General features: G+C 50.8%; 22 protein-coding genes and 4 pseudogenes. 22 read left to right on the top strand and 4 right to left on the bottom strand.

From position 1 onward, the window contains the following. The first annotated feature begins 22 nt into the window (after positions 1–22). The 17 genes and pseudogenes from EOS97_RS06170 to EOS97_RS06105 all read left to right on the top strand — a co-directional run bounded on the left by EOS97_RS06170 (position 23) and on the right by EOS97_RS06105 (position 11675). Positions 23–601: a phage baseplate assembly protein V gene (locus EOS97_RS06170; RefSeq protein ID WP_023223445.1), complete on the top strand. Its 579-nt coding sequence runs from the start codon at positions 23–25 to the stop codon at positions 599–601. Further along, positions 598–957 (top strand): GPW/gp25 family protein, encoded by a 360-nt coding sequence (locus tag EOS97_RS06165; protein ID WP_023223444.1) that lies wholly within the window; start codon positions 598–600, stop codon positions 955–957. The genes EOS97_RS06170 and EOS97_RS06165 overlap by 4 nt, the downstream gene beginning before the upstream one ends. After that, positions 944–1852 (top strand): baseplate assembly protein, encoded by a 909-nt coding sequence (locus EOS97_RS06160; protein WP_023223443.1) that lies wholly within the window; start codon positions 944–946, stop codon positions 1850–1852. Before EOS97_RS06165 ends, EOS97_RS06160 begins: the two co-directional genes overlap by 14 nt. After that, positions 1845–2372, top strand: a complete 528-nt coding sequence (locus EOS97_RS06155; protein ID WP_039505106.1) for a phage tail protein I — start codon at positions 1845–1847, stop codon at positions 2370–2372. Before EOS97_RS06160 ends, EOS97_RS06155 begins: the two co-directional genes overlap by 8 nt. After that, positions 2335–2820 (top strand): annotated as a pseudogene (locus EOS97_RS27120) (phage tail protein); the annotation flags it as partial. The gene EOS97_RS06155 and the pseudogene EOS97_RS27120, both read left to right, overlap by 38 nt. A gap of 60 nt (positions 2821–2880) precedes the next feature. After that, a pseudogene (locus tag EOS97_RS27115) lies at positions 2881–2997 on the top strand (tail fiber protein); the annotation flags it as partial. A 33-nt stretch (positions 2998–3030) separates the two neighbouring features. Then, positions 3031–3129 (top strand): annotated as a pseudogene (locus EOS97_RS27110) (phage tail protein); the annotation flags it as partial. Continuing rightward, positions 3130–3816, top strand: a pseudogene (locus EOS97_RS27105) (tail fiber protein); the annotation flags it as partial. It lies immediately after the preceding pseudogene. Positions 3817–4282: 466 nt separating this feature from the next. Beyond that, positions 4283–4717, top strand: coding sequence for a tail fiber assembly protein (locus EOS97_RS06145; protein WP_024147848.1), 435 nt, complete (start codon positions 4283–4285; stop codon positions 4715–4717). Between the two features lie 133 nt (positions 4718–4850). Beyond that, on the top strand, positions 4851–6023 hold the full coding sequence (locus tag EOS97_RS06140; protein ID WP_039505102.1) for a phage tail sheath protein: 1173 nt from the start codon (positions 4851–4853) through the stop codon (positions 6021–6023). Between the two features lie 9 nt (positions 6024–6032). Then, the gene (locus tag EOS97_RS06135) at positions 6033–6548 is read left to right on the top strand and encodes a phage major tail tube protein (protein ID WP_039505100.1); all 516 of its coding nucleotides are present in this window, start codon (positions 6033–6035) and stop codon (positions 6546–6548) included. A gap of 54 nt (positions 6549–6602) precedes the next feature. Next, positions 6603–6905, top strand: a complete 303-nt coding sequence (locus tag EOS97_RS06130; protein WP_032233623.1) for a phage tail assembly protein — start codon at positions 6603–6605, stop codon at positions 6903–6905. 14 nt (positions 6906–6919) lie between these two features. After that, the gene (locus tag EOS97_RS06125) at positions 6920–7039 is read left to right on the top strand and encodes a GpE family phage tail protein (RefSeq protein ID WP_000763315.1); all 120 of its coding nucleotides are present in this window, start codon (positions 6920–6922) and stop codon (positions 7037–7039) included. Beyond that, a complete protein-coding gene (locus EOS97_RS06120) occupies positions 7032–9809 on the top strand; it encodes a phage tail tape measure protein (protein WP_058800070.1) in 2778 nt (925 codons plus the stop codon). The genes EOS97_RS06125 and EOS97_RS06120 overlap by 8 nt, the downstream gene beginning before the upstream one ends. Next, positions 9806–10291, top strand: a complete 486-nt coding sequence (locus tag EOS97_RS06115; protein ID WP_058800071.1) for a phage tail protein — start codon at positions 9806–9808, stop codon at positions 10289–10291. The genes EOS97_RS06120 and EOS97_RS06115 overlap by 4 nt, the downstream gene beginning before the upstream one ends. Beyond that, on the top strand, positions 10288–11388 hold the full coding sequence (locus EOS97_RS06110) for a phage late control D family protein (protein WP_058800072.1): 1101 nt from the start codon (positions 10288–10290) through the stop codon (positions 11386–11388). The genes EOS97_RS06115 and EOS97_RS06110 overlap by 4 nt, the downstream gene beginning before the upstream one ends. 68 nt (positions 11389–11456) lie before the next feature. Beyond that, the gene (locus EOS97_RS06105) at positions 11457–11675 is read left to right on the top strand and encodes an ogr/Delta-like zinc finger family protein (protein ID WP_039505088.1); all 219 of its coding nucleotides are present in this window, start codon (positions 11457–11459) and stop codon (positions 11673–11675) included. Between the two features lie 15 nt (positions 11676–11690). Here the strand turns inward: EOS97_RS06105 and EOS97_RS06100 are convergent, their stop codons facing one another. The 4 genes from EOS97_RS06100 to EOS97_RS06085 all read right to left on the bottom strand — a co-directional run bounded on the left by EOS97_RS06100 (position 11691) and on the right by EOS97_RS06085 (position 14848). After that, a complete protein-coding gene (locus tag EOS97_RS06100; protein WP_039505087.1) occupies positions 11691–12065 on the bottom strand; it encodes a hypothetical protein in 375 nt (124 codons plus the stop codon). A gap of 258 nt (positions 12066–12323) precedes the next feature. Beyond that, positions 12324–13361: a tyrosine-type recombinase/integrase gene (locus tag EOS97_RS06095; RefSeq protein ID WP_001748617.1), complete on the bottom strand. Its 1038-nt coding sequence runs from the start codon at positions 13359–13361 to the stop codon at positions 12324–12326. Further along, on the bottom strand, positions 13348–14241 hold the full coding sequence (locus EOS97_RS06090) for a WYL domain-containing protein (protein WP_001748619.1): 894 nt from the start codon (positions 14239–14241) through the stop codon (positions 13348–13350). Before EOS97_RS06090 ends, EOS97_RS06095 begins: the two co-directional genes overlap by 14 nt. Before the next feature lie 28 nt (positions 14242–14269). After that, the gene (locus tag EOS97_RS06085; protein ID WP_001748620.1) at positions 14270–14848 is read right to left on the bottom strand and encodes a phage repressor protein; all 579 of its coding nucleotides are present in this window, start codon (positions 14846–14848) and stop codon (positions 14270–14272) included. Positions 14849–14967: 119 nt separating this feature from the next. Here EOS97_RS06085 and EOS97_RS06080 point away from each other — a divergent pair, with 119 nt between their 5' ends. Genes EOS97_RS06080 through EOS97_RS06060 form a run of 5 tightly spaced genes read left to right on the top strand, consistent with a single transcriptional unit; the run spans position 14968 to position 16776 of the window. Further along, positions 14968–15189, top strand: coding sequence for a hypothetical protein (locus EOS97_RS06080; protein WP_001247709.1), 222 nt, complete (start codon positions 14968–14970; stop codon positions 15187–15189). Between the two features lie 30 nt (positions 15190–15219). Then, positions 15220–15723: a phage regulatory CII family protein gene (locus tag EOS97_RS06075; protein ID WP_000460877.1), complete on the top strand. Its 504-nt coding sequence runs from the start codon at positions 15220–15222 to the stop codon at positions 15721–15723. Positions 15724–15732: 9 nt separating this feature from the next. Next, positions 15733–15960, top strand: a complete 228-nt coding sequence (locus tag EOS97_RS06070) for a phage filamentation protein Fil family protein (protein WP_000643375.1) — start codon at positions 15733–15735, stop codon at positions 15958–15960. Continuing rightward, the gene (locus EOS97_RS06065; RefSeq protein ID WP_024139063.1) at positions 15950–16375 is read left to right on the top strand and encodes a hypothetical protein; all 426 of its coding nucleotides are present in this window, start codon (positions 15950–15952) and stop codon (positions 16373–16375) included. The genes EOS97_RS06070 and EOS97_RS06065 overlap by 11 nt, the downstream gene beginning before the upstream one ends. Next, positions 16375–16776: a hypothetical protein gene (locus EOS97_RS06060; protein WP_001748623.1), complete on the top strand. Its 402-nt coding sequence runs from the start codon at positions 16375–16377 to the stop codon at positions 16774–16776. The genes EOS97_RS06065 and EOS97_RS06060 overlap by 1 nt, the downstream gene beginning before the upstream one ends. Positions 16777–16834 lie beyond the last annotated feature (58 nt).

The raw sequence follows: 16834 nt of genomic DNA, 5'->3' as shown, positions 1-16834 counted from the left end.
CCTCTGATGGCAACCTTTCGTTATGAATGCACAACTGACCGAAATCATGCGCCTTATCACTAACCTGATCCGCACCGGCACCGTGACCGAAGTGGACCGGGAAAACTGGCTGTGCCGGGTGAAAGTGGGCGAGCTTGAAACTAACTGGATTAACTGGCTGACGCTGCGTGCCGGTGGCGCCCGTACATGGTGGTGCCCGTCGCCGGATGAGCAGGTGGTGGTGCTGAGCATGGGCGGCAATCTGGAAACCGCTTTTGTGCTGCCCGCCATCTACTCCAATCAGTTTGCGCCGCCGTCGGATTCTGTGGACGGCTGCGTGACGGAGTACCCGGACGGGGGCTGGTTTGAGTATGAACCCGCCACCGGGCGGTGGCATGTCCGGGGTATCAAATCCATGGTGATCGAGGCGGCGGACAATATCACCCTCAAAACCGGTGAGTTTGTGGTGGAGGCTGATACCACGCGCATTAACAGCGAGATGGTGATCAATGGCGGCGTCACCCAGGGCGGCGGCGCGATGAGTTCCAACGGGATCGTGGTGGATAAACACGGTCACACCGGCGTGAAGTCCGGCGGTGATACGTCAGGAGGCCCGGTATGACGCTGTATATCGGCATGAGCCAGGGTAACGGCAAGGCCATTACTGATACGGACCATCTGCGCCAGTCAGTGCGGGATATTCTGCTGACGCCGCAGGGCAGCCGGATTGCCCGTCGGGAATATGGTTCCCTGCTATCCGCCCTGATTGACCAGCCGCAGAACCCGGCGCTACGCCTGCAGGTCATGTCTGCGGTCTATGTGGCGCTGAGTCGCTGGGAGCCACGGCTTACGCTGGATTCCATCACCATCAGCAGCAATTTTGACGGCTCCATGGTGGTTGAGCTTACCGGGCAGCGCAATAACGGCGCGCCGGTTTCCCTTTCGGTAACTACAGGAGCAGACAATGGCAGTGATTGACCTTTCCCGGTTGCCCGCGCCGCAGATAGTGGACGTGCCGGATTTTGAGACGCTGCTGGCTGAGCGCAAAGCCGCTTTTGTGGCCCTTTATCCGGCGGATGAGCAGGACGCGGTACGGCGCACGCTGGCGCTGGAATCTGAACCCGTCACCAAGCTGCTGCAGGAAAGCACCTACCGCGAAATCCTGCTGCGCCAGCGTATTAACGAGGCCGCGCAGGCGGTCATGGTGGCGTATGCCATCGGCGGCGATCTCGATCAGCTGGCAGCTAACTACAACGTGAAGCGCCTGACGGTAGTACCTGCCGACAATGACGCTGTGCCGCCGGTTGCTGCCGTCATGGAAAGCGATGAGGAGCTGCGTCTGCGTGTCCCGGCTGCATTTGAGGGATTGTCCGTTGCGGGACCGACGGCGGCCTATGAGTTTCACGCCAAAAGCGCGGACGGGCGCGTGGCAGATGCCAGCGCAACCAGCCCGGCACCGGCGGAGGTGGTGCTTACCGTGCTGAGCCGTGAGGGTGACGGTACGGCAGAGGCTGATCTGCTGGCGGTGGTGGAGCAGGCGCTTAACAGCGAGAACGTGCGCCCGGTGGCGGACCGCCTGACGGTGCGCAGCGCCGAAATTATCCTGTACAGCGTGGATGCAACGATTTTTCTTTATCCGGGACCGGAGGCTGAGCCGGTGATGGCAGAAGCAAAAGCCAGCCTGCAGAAGTACATCGCCAGTCAGACGCGGCTGGGCCGTGATATCCGTCGCAGTGCCATTTATGCCGCGCTGCACGTTGAGGGCGTCCAGCGTGTGGAGCTGGCCTCCCCGCTTGCAGATGTTGTGCTGGATAAGACGCAGGCGGCGTCCTGTACTGAATGGAGCGTAACCAACGGGGGCACGGATGAATAGCCTGCTGCCGCCCGGTTCATCGCCGCTTGAGCGCCGACTGGCGCAGACCTGCAGCGGTATTTCAGATCTGCAGGTGCCGCTGCGCGATTTGTGGAACCCGGCAACGTGTCCGGTCAGATTTCTGCCGTATCTGGCGTGGGCGTTTTCCGTTGACCGCTGGGATGAGAACTGGCCGGAAGAAACCAAACGTGACGTTATTCGCAGTGCGTATTTCATTCACTGCCACAAAGGCACGATAGGCGCAGTCAGGCGAGTTATTGAGCCGCTCGGTTACATCATCAACGTTACGGAATGGTGGGAGACAGGCGACCCGGCAGGCACATTTCGTCTTGATATTGGTGTACTGGAAAGCGGTATTACTGAGGAAATGTATTTAGAAATGGAGCGGCTCATTGCAGATGCAAAGCCAGCCAGCCGCCATCTTATCGGCCTCAATATTATTCAGGATGTGCCTGGCTATCTGTACACCGGCGCGTTGACGTATGACGGCGACATCATCACGGTTTACCCGGATAAGTGAGAGGACAATGACAGTAAAATATAAAACGGTCATCACCAAAGCCGGTGCAATCAAGCTGGCTGCAGCGACCGTCCCGAACGGGAAAAAAGTGAATTTTACGGCGATGGCAATCGGCGACGGTGGCGGTACATTGCCGGTGCCTGATGCCAACCAGACAAAGCTCGTCAATGAAGTCTGGCGCTATAAACTGAACAAAATCAGCCAGGACAATAAGCATCAAAATTATGTGGTCGCGGAGCTGCTTATCCCGCCTGAAACCGGCGGTTTCTGGATGCGCGAAATGGGGCTCTATGACGACACTGGCACGCTGATTGCCGTCGGTAACATGGCGGAAAGCTATAAACCTAAACTTGATGAGGGGTCAGGCCGCGCACAGACCGTGCGTATGGTCATCATGGTAAGCGATATCGAGTCAGTCGAGCTGACGATTGATACCTCAACGGTGATGGCAACGCAGGACTATGTCGACGATAAGCTCGCTGAGCATGAGCAGTCCCGCCGTCATCCTGACGCCACGCTCACTGAAAAGGGTTTCACGCAGCTCAGCAGTGCGACCGACAGCGCGTCTGAGGCGCTCGCAGCAACGCCGAAAGCGGTTAAGGCGGCGTATGACCTTGCTAATGGTAAATATACGGCTCAGGACGCAACCACGGCGCAAAAGGGTATCGTCCAGCTCAGCAGTGCAACCGATAGTACGTCTGAGACGCTCGCAGCGACCCCGAAAGCGGTGAAAATCGCAATGGAGAATGCCAGTGCGCGACTCGCAAAAGAAAGGAATGGCGCTGATATTCCTGATAAGCCTATGTTTGTTCAGAATATTGGGCTGGGAAATGTGCTTTTCAAAGGTGACGGACGGTTCCTCGCGGGAACATTCGTCAGTGATGACGTTGACCGGGTCTCTATCGGTGCGCGGGCGGCTACAGGCTGTCAGTTTATGCGTGCGCATCAGGCTCCTGATGCACCAGATCAGGTAAGTTACTGGCAAATTATCACTCTTACTGAGGTCGTGAGTCCCACGTCCGTGGTGGATGTGCTGGCCATCAGTGGCAATAACGTATTGTTTGGTCATGGCACCGGTGCGGGTATTACCTCATGGCGTAATGTGGCGATGCTGGAAGGTGCTGCCTTTACAGGGGATATTTCCGCTTCCAATGTACGCGGCAGCACTTCTGTCACAGTTGGGGATGGCACAGGAGGACTGACTAAAGGTGGCGCTGATGGGGCTGGGTTTGACGGTAACAACCTGAATATCAAGTCCTGGAATGGTATTGGCTTTCAGTGCTCTTCAGATGACGTTATCCGGGCTTATATCAGCACAAAACTAGGGATTATCGCGGCCAGTGAATCTGTGTATGCAGGTAGCGCTAATCTGTATAAAAACGGTGATGTCTATGGTGACAAATGGAGCACCGGAAATGGTCCTAACTGGCTGAGTTTGTTCCTGGAACATCATGATTCACAAATCAGAAATGATCTGACGACATGGACATCAAATAATTTTCCGACAAAATCTGATGTTTCAGGCGCTCTTTCATTAAAACCAGGGCGTCAGTACATCACTCAGATCGGTGTTTATCAGAATGACAAAACAAAGCCATTTATGCTTCATGATGATAACAGTGGAATATTCCTGGCACCTATGTCCTCAGCAGGATTAGGTGCGAATGGATGGCATAAAGATTCCTCCACCGGGGTGATTACACAGTGGGGTTCTGGCAATGTCCCCGGAAGTCAACAGCAACGAGTTAACTTCCCAATGACATTTCCCAATACCTGTACGACTGTTATTGCCAGTGACACAGGAGCTGGCTCAATAGCCCTATCAACTATGTCAAAGGATAATGGCGGTTTTACTGTTAGGGGTGCTTCGTCAACTTTTGGCTTCAACTGGTTTGCAATGGGATACTGACATGTCACAAGAAAGCAGAAGTAACATGTATATTTACGATGCCAAAACAAATGGCTTTTATGCGGTCTTGCTTAAAGAAAGCTATGAGTTGGCAGGGACATGGCCAAAGGCTGGAGTAGAAGTTACTGAAGAAGAGCACAAGGCTCTGATGGATGGCCAGTCAACAGGAAAAGTAGTTTCAGCCGATAGTGAAGGTAAGCCGGTTCTTACTGATATAGAGATTGATTATGTTGCTTTAGCAACAGCAGAACGCGACAGGCGCTCGGCTGCTGTCACGGCAAAAATCAATCAGCTTATGGAAGCTCAGGATGATAACGATATTACGGCGACAGAACTGCTGGAACTTTCAGCACTGCGAGAATATCGAACTAAACTAAGACGAATGGATTTAACTGCTGCGCCGGATATTAACTGGCCTGAACCTCCCGAAGATTAATCCCGTCCCCGCAACTGCGGGGATTTTTTTACCCCTTCCATTGTGCCATTCACCATACATAGCCCGGCGCGTGCGCAGCGTGCATATCAACCAGAACATAGGCACACCCCCTGTAAACCGGAGAGACTGCCATATGGCTCAGGATTACCACCACGGGGTGCGCGTTGTTGAAATCAACGAGGGCACCCGACCTATCACCACGGTGAGCACCGCCATCGTGGGCATGGTCTGCACCGGCGATGATGCTGATGCGTCCATGTTTCCCCTCAATAAGCCGGTTCTGCTGACCGATGTGCTGACCGCCAGCGGTAAAGCGGGTGAGTCCGGCACGCTGGCCCGTTCGCTGGATGCGATTGCAGACCAGGCTAAACCCGTAACCGTCGTTGTGCGCGTGGCGCAGGGCGAAACCGAAGCGGAAACCACCTCCAACATTATCGGCGGCGTGACCGCTGATGGTAAAAAAACGGGCATGAAAGCGCTGCTTTCGGCGCAGTCGCAGCTGGGCGTCAAGCCGCGAATCCTCGGCGTGCCGGGACACGACACGCAGGCGGTTGCTACTGAACTGTTGAGCGTGGCGCAGAGTCTGCGCGGGTTTGCCTACCTGTCAGCCTACGGCTGCAAAACGGTGGAAGAAGCGATTGCCTACCGCGCTAATTTCAGCCAGCGCGAGGGGATGCTGATTTGGCCTGACTTCATCAACTTTGACACCGTGCTGAATGCAGATGCGACGGCCTATGCCTCCGCCCGCGCGCTCGGCCTGCGCGCCAAAATTGACGAGCAGACCGGCTGGCACAAAACCCTGTCCAACGTGGGCGTGAACGGCGTCACCGGAATTTCCGCCGATGTGTTCTGGGATCTGCAGGACCCTGCAACCGATGCGGGACTGCTCAACCAGAATGACGTCACCACGCTTATCCGCAAAGACGGCTTCCGCTTCTGGGGTTCCCGATGCCTCAGTGACGATCCGCTGTTTGCCTTTGAGAACTACACCCGCACGGCGCAGGTGCTGGCAGACACCATCGCAGAAGCGCACATGTGGGCGGTAGATGGCGTGCTCAACCCGTCGCTGGCCCGTGACATTATCGAAGGTATCCGCGCCAAGCTGCGCAGCCTGAAAACGCAGGGCTACATCATCGGCGCAGACTGCTGGCTGGATGAGTCGGTGAACGATAAAGACTCCCTGAAAGCCGGGAAACTCACCATCGACTACGACTACACGCCTGTGCCGCCGCTTGAAAATCTGATGCTGCGCCAGCGCATCACCGATCGCTACCTGGTCGATTTTGCCAGCCGTGTCAGCGCATAAGGGGGATACATGGCATTACCACGCAAGTTAAAACACCTGAACCTGTTCAACGACGGGAACAACTGGCAGGGGATCGTTGAGTCTCTGACCCTGCCGAAATTCACCCGCAAGTTTGAGAAGTATCGCGGCGGCGGTATGCCGGGCGCAGTGGATGTGGACATGGGGCTGGATGACGGCGCACTGGACACGGAATTTTCAATCGGCGGCACCGAACTGCTGTTATTCAAGCAGATGGGCAAGGCAACCGTTGACGGCATCCAGCTGCGTTTCACCGGTTCCATTCAGCGTGACGATACTGGCGAAGTGCAGGTCGTTGAGCTGGTTGTGCGCGGGCGTCATAAAGAAGTGGATTCCGGTGAGTGGAAAACCGGCGAGAGCAGCAGCACCAAGGTCAGTAGCACCAACAGCTACGCGAAGCTGACCATTAACGGCGAAGTGCTCTATGAGGTCGATCTGGTCAACATGGTTGAAATCGTTGACGGCGTGGACCTGATGGAAGAACACCGTAACGCCCTCGGCCTCTGATTAACCTTAACGGCGCGGGCAGCCGCGCCAGTAGTTTATTAACAGGAAACGAACATGAGCGACAAACTGACTGAAAAGACCGTAAAACTGGATACTCCCATCATGCGCGGTAAAACTGAAATTACCGAAATTGTGCTGCGCAAGCCGCAGTCCGGCGCACTGCGTGGCACCCGTCTGCAGGCCATTATGGATATGGACGTGGGCGCGATGATGACTGTGATCCCGCGAATCTCCACTCCGACGCTGACCGCGCAGGAAATGGCAGAGCTGGACCCCGCCGATCTGACAGCAATGGCTGTAGAGGTGGTGACTTTTTTGTTGCCGAAGTCGGTGCTTGCCGATTTGCCGACAACCTGACGGTTGATGATCTGGTGGCAGATATTGCCACCATCTTTCACTGGTCGCCGTCCATCACTGACGTTATGCCGCTGACTGATGTGCTGGAGTGGCGGCATAAGGCAATTCAGAGAAGCGGGGCCAGCGATGAGTGATAATAACCTGCGACTGCAGGTAGTTCTGGGGGCGGTGGATAAGTTAACCCGCCCATTTAAAAATGCACAGGCTGGCTCTAAGGAGCTGGCATCAGCTATTCGACAAACCCGCGATCAGATTAAAAAGCTGAGTGATGCTGGAGGTCAGCTTAAATCTTTCGATCAGCTAACTCAAAGTGTTAGCCGTACTGGTGCCGAACTGGATCAGGCGAGGCTACGTGCTCAAATGATGACGCGCGAAATGTCATCTTTGGAATCCCCGACAAAAAAACAAACGCAGGCGCTTGAAGCTCAGTGGCGTGCTGTTTCACGTCTTGAACAAAAACAGCAACAGGAAACTCGCCAGATGGCGGCAGCCAGGGCTGAGCTTTATCGGCTGGGGTTATCTGCTGGGGGCGGAGCGCGTGAGACGGCACGGATTGCACGAGAAACTGAGCGGTATAACCGACAGTTGGCTGAGCAGGAGCGCAGGCTGCGTGACGTTGGCGAGCGTCAGCGAAAGCTCAACGCCATCAAAGCCAAGGCTGAAAAGACCCGCGAGTTAAGGAACTCTCTGGCAGGTAATGGTGCAGGGGCGATGGCGGCTGGGGTAACTACTGGCATGACGTTGTTGGCTCCAGTAAAAGCCTATTCAGAATCAGAAAATGCAGCGAATCAGCTCGCCGGTTCAATGATGGGACCGGGCGGAAAGGTAGCGCCTGAATTTGAAAAAATTAACCGGCTTGCAGTTGCTTTGGGCGATAAGCTGCCGGGAACAACAGCCGACTTTCAGAACATGATGACTATGCTACGCCGTCAGGGTATGTCGGCGCAGGTCATCCTGGGCGGCTTGGGAGAGTCAGCAGCTTATCTTGGCGTGCAGTTACAGATGGCTCCCACTGCAGCAGCTGAGTTTGCGGCTAAGTTACAAGATGCTACTCAGACCTCAGAAAAAGATATGATGAATCTGATGGACGTGATCCAGAAAGGATTCTACGCGGGGGTAGATTCAGGAAATATGCTGCAGGGGTTCTCAAAAATCAGCAGCGCGATGGATATTATTCATAAAAAGGGATTGGACGCGGCTAAGACATTTGCTCCTCTATTAGTTATGGCTGATCAGGCTGGTATGGCTGGAGAGTCAGCTGGTAATGCCTACCGAAAAGTATTTCAGTCCGTCATGAATACGGAAAAAGTGAAGGATGCTAATGATGAACTAAAAGGCACTGGCGTTAGGTTCGATTTTACTGATGGAAAGGGGGAGTTTGGCGGGCTGGAGAAAATGTACACGCAATTAGCTCAACTCCAAAAGCTTAATACTGAGAAAAGGTTAGCTACGTTAAAAGGTATTTTTGGGGATGATGCGGAAACGCTGCAGGTGCTAAATATTATGATTACCAAAGGCATCTCAGGGTATCGTGAAACGGCTTCAAAGCTACAAAATCAGGCTTCTCTGCGCGAGCGTGTTGATGCCTCCTTAAATACTCTTGGTAATAAATGGGAAGCCGCTACAGGTTCCTTTACCAATGCTATGGCTAGTATCGGTGAAACAGTTGCCCCTGCATTAAAGAAGCTGGCTGACTGGTTGGGTGAACTGGCTTCGCGTCTGGATGGTTTTGTTAAACGACACCCACAATTGACCTCTGCGCTGTTTAAGCTGGCAGCTGGCTTTGCCATTGTTGCCACCGCCGCTGGGGTTGTTTCACTGGCGCTGGCGTCCGTGTTAGGGCCGATGGCAGTAGTGCGAATGAGCGCAGGGGTGATGGGGCTAAAATTTTCATCTGCATTTGGTCTTATTGGGAAAGCAATCAGTTCTGTTGGCAAGTCAGTTATATGGCTGGGCCGATTGATGTTTGCAAATCCTATACTGGCTGTCATTGGGCTGATCGCCGCTGGTGCTATTTATATCTGGCACAATTGGGACACGCTTGGGCCAAAGTTCAAGGCCATGTGGGATGCCGTATGTAATGCCACAGGTACGGCATGGGATTGGATTAAAGAAAAGGCCAGCGCCGCATGGGAGGGGATTAAATCACTGTTCTTTAATTATACCTTGCCGGGATTAATAGCTAAAAATTGGGATGCAATAAAATCTGGCGTTTCTGAGGCGTGGGCTAATATCAGGCAATCTATTAGTGATAAATGGAATTCGATCTTGGCTGATGTTGCCGCGCTTCCTGCGAAGTTTCAGGACATGGGCAGCGCCATTATTGACAGTATTCTTAATGGAATTAATGCCAAATGGGAGACACTAAAAAGCAAGCTTTCCTCAGTCACCGATTATCTGCCTGACTGGATGACCGGAAATAATAAAACACAAGGCAAAGCACAGGTGCAGGTGGTTGGTGGAGCAGCGGCTGCTGCGGTTCCGTTTGCAGGCATGTATGACAGCGGTGGCACGATCCCGCGTGGTCAGTTTGGCATCGTCGGGGAGAACGGCCCCGAAATAGTGAACGGTCCCGCAAATGTGACCAGCAGACGGCGCACTGCTGCGCTGGCTTCCGTCGTTGCAGGCGTCATGGGCGTAGCGGCAGCGCCTGCAGAGGCTGCTCCACTACATCCTTACAGTCTGCCTACTGTGGCATATAAACAAAGCCAGCCAGCGAAACCAGCCAGCGCGCCGCCTGTGATGCACTTTGAAACTCACGCGCCTATCACAATCTATGCTCAGCTAGGGCAAAGTGCGCAGGATATTGCCCGTGAAGTTGCCCGACAGCTTGACGAACGCGAGCGCAAGACCAGGGCTAAAGCACGCAGCAATTTCAGTGATCAAGGGGGATATGAATCGTGATGATGGTACTGGGGTTATATGTCTTCATGCTGCGCACAGTGCCATATCAGGAGCTGCAGTATCAGCGAAGCTGGCGACACGCCGTAAACAGCCGGGTGAACCGGCGACCATCAACGCAGTTTCTTGGCCCGGATAATGACTCGCTGACGTTATCTGGCGTACTACTGCCGGAAGTCACCGGGGGCAGGCTGTCATTGCTCGCGCTGGAGCAAATGGCAGAGCTGGGAAAAGCATGGCCCCTGATTGAGGGAAGCGGGACCATTTACGGCATGTTTGTGATCGAGAGCCTGAGTCAGGCAAAAACGGAATTTTTTGAAAGCGGAATGCCTCGCCGTATTGAGTTTACGCTGACCCTGAAAAGGGTTGATGAGTCGCTGTCCGATATGTTCGGCAGTCTCAGCGATCAGCTCAGTAACCTGCAGGACTCTGCAACGTCTGCGATAGGTAATATTAAAAATACGGTTGGAGGGTTGCTGCAGTGAATTTTAGCTCTGATCTTTTTGACCTGAACAGCAAAAGCCCGGCTTTCAGTATCACCATTGAAGGTAAGGACGTGACTACCGCGCTGGATGCGCGCCTGATAAGTCTGACGCTGACCGATAACCGGGGTTTTGAGGCTGACCAGCTTGATCTGGAGCTGGACGACACCGACGGGCAGATCGTTCTGCCACGACGTGGTGCCGTTATTCAGCTGGCGCTGGGGTGGAAGGGCCAGCCGCTTTTCCCAAAAGGGGCATTTACGGTGGATGAGATTGAGCACAGCGGTGCTCCTGATCGTCTGACTATCCGTGCCCGTAGCGCTGATTTCCGTGAAACCCTCAATACCCGGCGCGAAAAGTCATGGCACCAGACAACCGTTGGCGATGTGGTAAAGGAAATTGCAGCACGGCATAACCTCAAAATGGCGCTGGGTAAAGACCTGACGGACAAGGCGCTGGATCACATGGACCAGACCAATGAAAGCGATGCCAGTTTCCTGATGAAGCTGGCGCGCCAGTATGGGGCGATTGCTTCCGTGAAGGATGGAAACCTGTTGTTTATCCGGCAGGGGCAGGGAAGAACGGCGAGCGGCAAGCCGCTGCCGGTTATCACCATAACCCGCCAGGCCGGTGACGGTCATCGTTTTACCCTGGCTGATCGTGGTGCTTATACCGGCGTAATTGCCAGTTGGCTGCATACCCGCGAACCCAAGAAAAAAGAAACAACCAAGGTTAAGCGCCGTCGGAAGAAAACCTCCGCGCCAAAAGAGCCGGAAGCAAAACAGGGTGATTATCTGGTGGGAACGGATGAAAACGTGCTGGTTCTTAATCGTACTTACGCAAACCGCAGCAATGCTGAGCGTGCGGCAAAAATGCAGTGGGAGCGCCTGCAGCGTGGTGTTGCGTCATTCTCTCTGCTGCTCGCTGAGGGCCGGGCAGATCTCTACACCGAAATGCCAGTAAAAGTGAGCGGCTTTAAGCAGCCTATCGACGATGCCGAATGGACCATTACAACTTTGACGCATACGGTCAGCAAGGATAATGGTTTCACTACCAACCTTGAGCTTGAAGTAAAGATAGATGGCTTAGAGATGGAATAATTTTGTTCACAAAACGGATGTCTGATGTATCATTATGTGATTAATTAAATCGGCGGGGAGACAGGGATATGATGAATTGTCCGAAATGTGGACATGCGGCACATACCCGTAGCAGTTTTAGAGTTTCTGATAACACAAAAGAACGATACTGCCAGTGCCAGAATATCAACTGTGGCGCAACTTTTGTTACTCATGAAACTGTTGTGAGATACATCGCTACCCCCAACCTAATTGACCACGCCCCGCCACACCCATCAATGGGAGGGCAGGGCCATATGAGCTTTTAAAGCCACTGATAAGGTTTACATTTTTTCGATTAAACTGGTTCTGTATTTTTCAGCCTGCTTGAAATCCATGGAACCAGTTTTTTTACACTCAATCCCACCGCCATTTATTTTGTAGCCCTGATCGGATGTGACGTTCCATAGAGTGATTTTTTTGATTGTCTCTGGATTCCACTTGTTCATAAAGTAGTCGTCACATATCGCACTGAACATGGATTTAGCCGCATCTATCATTAGTGCTTGCTTGTTATATCTGATGGTCAGCTCACCACCTTCCAATACCTGAGTCCTAGTATCATAACCAGCTATCAGGTTTTCTATGGAGTTGGGTATTTTGTCCGCGAATGCGCTCTGAGATGCGATTAGTAACAGAGCTACTAAAGGTTTTTTCATGCGAGATCGTCCTTTAAAAGTAAGAGTACGTGAAAAACCTGCTGCCATTTTGCTGCCACTGGCTCTAAAGATAAGAAAAAGCCACCTAAAAAAGGTGGCTTAACTTAATGATTTTAAAGATAAAATTTGGTGGCCCCTGTTGGGTTTGAACCAACGACCAAGCGATTATGAGAACTATTATGACCAATCTAAAAACAATAACTTATTTAAAAAACATTGAGTTATAAAATTAATATAGGGCTAAAAAAGGCAAAATATCTAAGTTTGTGCGACACTTTTGAGACACTTTAGTGGGTTGAGCTTCGCTGCTTCTTCAAGGTGGTTAGGTGCAAAATGAGCATAGCGCATAGTCATTTTGATATCGGTATGACCCAGTATTTTCTGTAATACAAGGATGTTCCCGCCGTTCATCATAAAATGACTGGCGAAAGTGTGGCGTAAAACGTGAGTTAACTGCCCAGCCGGTAGTTCTATTCCCGCACGTTCCAGGGCTGAACGAAAAGCATAATAGCAAGGTGAGAACAGATTTCCGTTCTTTTTTGGGAGTTCTGCCGCAAATTCAGGGTCTAAGGGAATAGTGCGGTTACGTTTCCCCTTTGTTTTAGTAAATGTGATTTTCCCTGCCGCTATCTGGCTACGTTTTAGTTTTTCTGCTTCACTCCATCGAGCGCCGGTTGCAAGACACACTTTTACAACCATTTCCAGATCCCTGGCGGAACTGCGCCGACACTCTTCAAGCAGCAACTCAATTTGTTCGGTGGTAAGAAAAGCCATCTCGCTTTCGTCGGTTCTGAACTGACGAACATTTTCGAGAGGATTAGGGGCTTGCCATTCTCCAAGTCTTTTTAACTCATTGAAAACAGCCAAAAAGTAAGCGTGCTCAAGGTTCATGGTTCGTGGTGAAACCTTCAATACTCGCTTGGTTCTGGCAAAATTGCCATCAAGGCGCTTTGCTCGGTATGCAGTAAAAAGCTGGGCGCTGAATTCTGTAGCCAGTGGTGATCCCATACATTCAGCAGCCCAGAGCATAGAGCTTTTTCGCTTTTCCCCATCCTTCAATGTGATGCCATGTCTATCAAACCACAAATTTACAAGGTCAGAGAGGCGTCGGTTATCTTTACCATCACCGAGCCACGGTGAATCCTCTATTTTCTGAAGTGTATAATTTTCAAAGGCCAGCGCTTCCCCCTTAGTAGAGAATTTTTTGCGGACGCGTTTGCCTTCTTTTCCATTCTTTCTATCAACGGTATAGAAATCAGCGATCCATTCTCCAGAGGGAAGTTTACGAACACTCATAATCGATACCTATAACGTTTTTCAGCCAATCGTGAAAGTAATATTTCTTATGTCCCTCAGTTACTAACATTGTTTGAAATCTGCTTGAAATAAAGGTTCGTCTTTCCTTTCTTAAATGGCAAAATCCTGATAAATAATAGTCATTTTTATCATTTTTTAATACTTGGTCTATATCCACGGTTCTTCTTTCTTTACCATTAGATGATAAATATGTGAATGATGTTGTTATTGGCGAAAATTTGGCAATTACATATGGTTCATTAGCTGCTTTACGTATTTCTTTTGCTTGCTCAAACAAATCGGAGAGATCAATTTTCAACACCTTTCTACACAGTTCCACAAAATCATAAGTCTGTGAATTAATTTTAATTCTAGATTGTATTTCTCTTTCCTTTACCAGAGTAATCTCACCTGTGGATTGGTCTACTAGATAAAAATAAAAATCACCATCCTTGTGAATTTCTAATTGTGTAAAAATACCCTCTCTACGCTCTTTCTCAGAGAGTATGCGAAATGAAACTGGTTTAGTCGTTCCGCTCCATACAACAACAGGCCTATTGTGAAATGGTTTCTTCTCAGCAGTAGGAACAGATGCGGGAGTAGGCATAGGATTTCGTGTGAGCGAATCTACGTAAGTTTCATAAGAATTTACATTATGGCTACGCGATTTCTGTATTTTTTTTGTTGATTTCGCCTTGAGTAGCAATGGCTTAATTAGCCATTTATGAAAAAAGAAAAGCAGTAATATTGAAAATAATGGAGCCAGAATAAAACGTGCGGTACTTGATACGTTTTCGTCTATGCTAAACCCAATCGCGCATATCATTAATAAAAATACGATTACTGCTTTTAGTAAATTTAAAAACAATATCTTTAACATATCAATAATGTTCCCTTGCATTGATGAATCAGCTTATTGTTAGAACAACCCGACCAATAACAACAATATCATCAATAGCACAATCAAATGCCATTCCAACACCGCTTACTCTAACCTTTCCCACGGGGATGCGTGTCAGTGTTCTAACGCTGGTTTTACCTTCAACTTCGACAAGCCAAACATCGTCATAAACTTCAGTAAAGTGTTGATCAACAATGTATTGCATTGTGTTATCAATCACACAGATAGGATTCTGCGGTAAAGGTTTGCCAGGTAAAAAAGTAACCTTATCGAGCATTAGGAAACCAGACTCATAGAGTTTTCCGTCCACAATCTTCTTGCGTGGCAGTTTCATGATGTCTAATTCGTCATCGTTAAACTTTCTACCTTGTCCAGTCGCAAGCCATTCCAGAGTAGCTCCTGTTTCAGCCATACATCTAACAACGATATCAGCTGGAAAAAAATCCCTCTTATACCGGTTAGCCAGACTGCTGCTTGCTATATCAAGATGTTCAGCTAGGGCTAGTTTTGTGTTGAATCCATACGCTTGGATAACTCTATCTAGTACCTCAGATCCGCCCTGAGAAAACTCAATTTGTAGGTTCACGAAAGTTTTACCTTGAAATCTTGTGCGGAGTGAGTTTAAACTCCGCTTTGTAGGTTTAAGTGAATATTGACAGTTACAGCCCTGTATTGCCGTACAGGTTAACTTATGGAGTTTGCCTCATGCGTCCGAACATTACAATCATCATCCCAGAACCATACCTGCCTTTAGACGAGTACTGCCGCCGTACTGGCACCAACAAAGAAACCGCCAGGAACCTCATCGAATACGGAAAGTTACCTATTAAGCCGAAGGGTAAGCAGAAGAAAGGCCTGGTCGAAGTCAACATGGCCGCGCTCACTATTCAGGCTTTAAGTGAATGTGACATTTCGCTTAACGCGTAATCCATCCTACGGATTAGGGAGAGGCAAACAATGTTTGATTACCAGACCTCTAAACATGCGCACTTTGATGCGGCTTGCCGAGCATTTGCAACTGAGCACAATCTGGAAGATGTGGCCGCTGCCGTTGGTATGAGACCACAGATCCTGCGTAACAAACTGAACCCAGCACAACCGCACCGCTTAACCTGTGACGAGCTTTTAGCCATTACGGATTACACCGAAGATGCGCGTTTACTGGATGGGATGCTGGGGCAGATTAACTGCCTTCCATCCGTGCCGGTGAACAATGCTACAGAAGCCAACATGCAACTGTGTGCTCTTAGCGCCACAGCCAGTGTGGGCGCAATTGCTGGGGAAGCCGTATCAACTGGTCATATGACCGCCGCCCGCCGTACACAAATTCTTGATCGCGCTCGCGATGCTATCCGTAGCCTTTCCGTGTTGGCTTACACCGTTGAAAGCCGTATCCATTCTGCGCCGGTTTTAGCCGCGGCGGTGGATCTGGTCACGACGAATGCCACTGGCCTGATGTGAGGGAACATTATGAAAGCGTTTGTGACTTACCTGAAAAAAGAATCACCGGCTATGCAGTTACCCAGTGGTTCAACCGGTTGGATAGAACTGCCGAACGGCCAGCGCTGGAATCCTGGTCACACCTATAAATTCAATGCACATGAGTCTGTCCAGATGAAGGGCGGTTCTGTTCTGCGTTTCCTGACGACTAAAACCCGCCGCCTGCTGGGAATGGTTGGGGGGCGTTATGGCAATTAACCAGGAACAGCAAAAGCGTGGGCTGGATCATCTTAAAAATATTCGGCGCAAATATTTCAGTACTAGCAGTGAAGCCGCTGAATGGTGGGACAACCTGACACCAGAATGGCGCGGGGTGGTTCTTCATGCTGCTGCAATCAATTCCAGAAACGGCGTTTTTAAACGCAGCTTAAGTAATTGTTGCTGGCGCGAACTTTTTGAGCGGTTGGAGTATCGGGACATGATACAGCTGCGCCAGGGAATTTCCCGTGCTCGTTTAACTTTTAGCGGATTCGGGAGTTTACGGGACAGTGATTTCTCCAGACGAACCGCTGAACGTCCAGTAAAAATCGTCCATCCCATTAATACCAGGAACAAAGTGCAGATGATTATCGCACCTCATATTGTCCATAAATTGCAGCAGGGGAATCACTGATGAGCATTATTTCTGTAGAGGGTAAATCGTTGGGGGCTGAACTGGCTGTGTGGGGAGTCCCGCATAACTACGCGGTAGCGTTTGCAGAGAAAAGCGCCAGTAAAAATGGCCGTATTGCGTTGCATCCGTTCTTCTTCAATGACACCGAACACATGACTAACCAGCGCCACTGGCTGGCGATCAATGCCGCTTTCTGGTGCTGCGTGTACCGCGAAGCTGAGAGCAAAGAGGCACAGATTGAAGCGCTGGCGGGGATTCGCGCAATTTTCTATACAGCCGGGGCGCTGGGTGTTGGCGAGATAAAGGCGCTGATCCAGGAGTGGTGGCGGACAACCTATGAACTGCACCTGATTCCGGCACCGAACTACTCAGCCGCCACAGTACAACCCACTTTTCACTAATTAACTGCCCGAATTTTTTGGCCACGGTTCAAGTGGTCGGGGGATTCTTTTGCCTTAA

Source organism: Salmonella sp. SSDFZ54 (assembly GCF_004010735.1).
Classification (GTDB): Bacteria; Pseudomonadota; Gammaproteobacteria; order Enterobacterales; family Enterobacteriaceae; genus Salmonella; species Salmonella enterica.
This window is presented reverse-complemented; position numbering and strand designations above follow the sequence as displayed.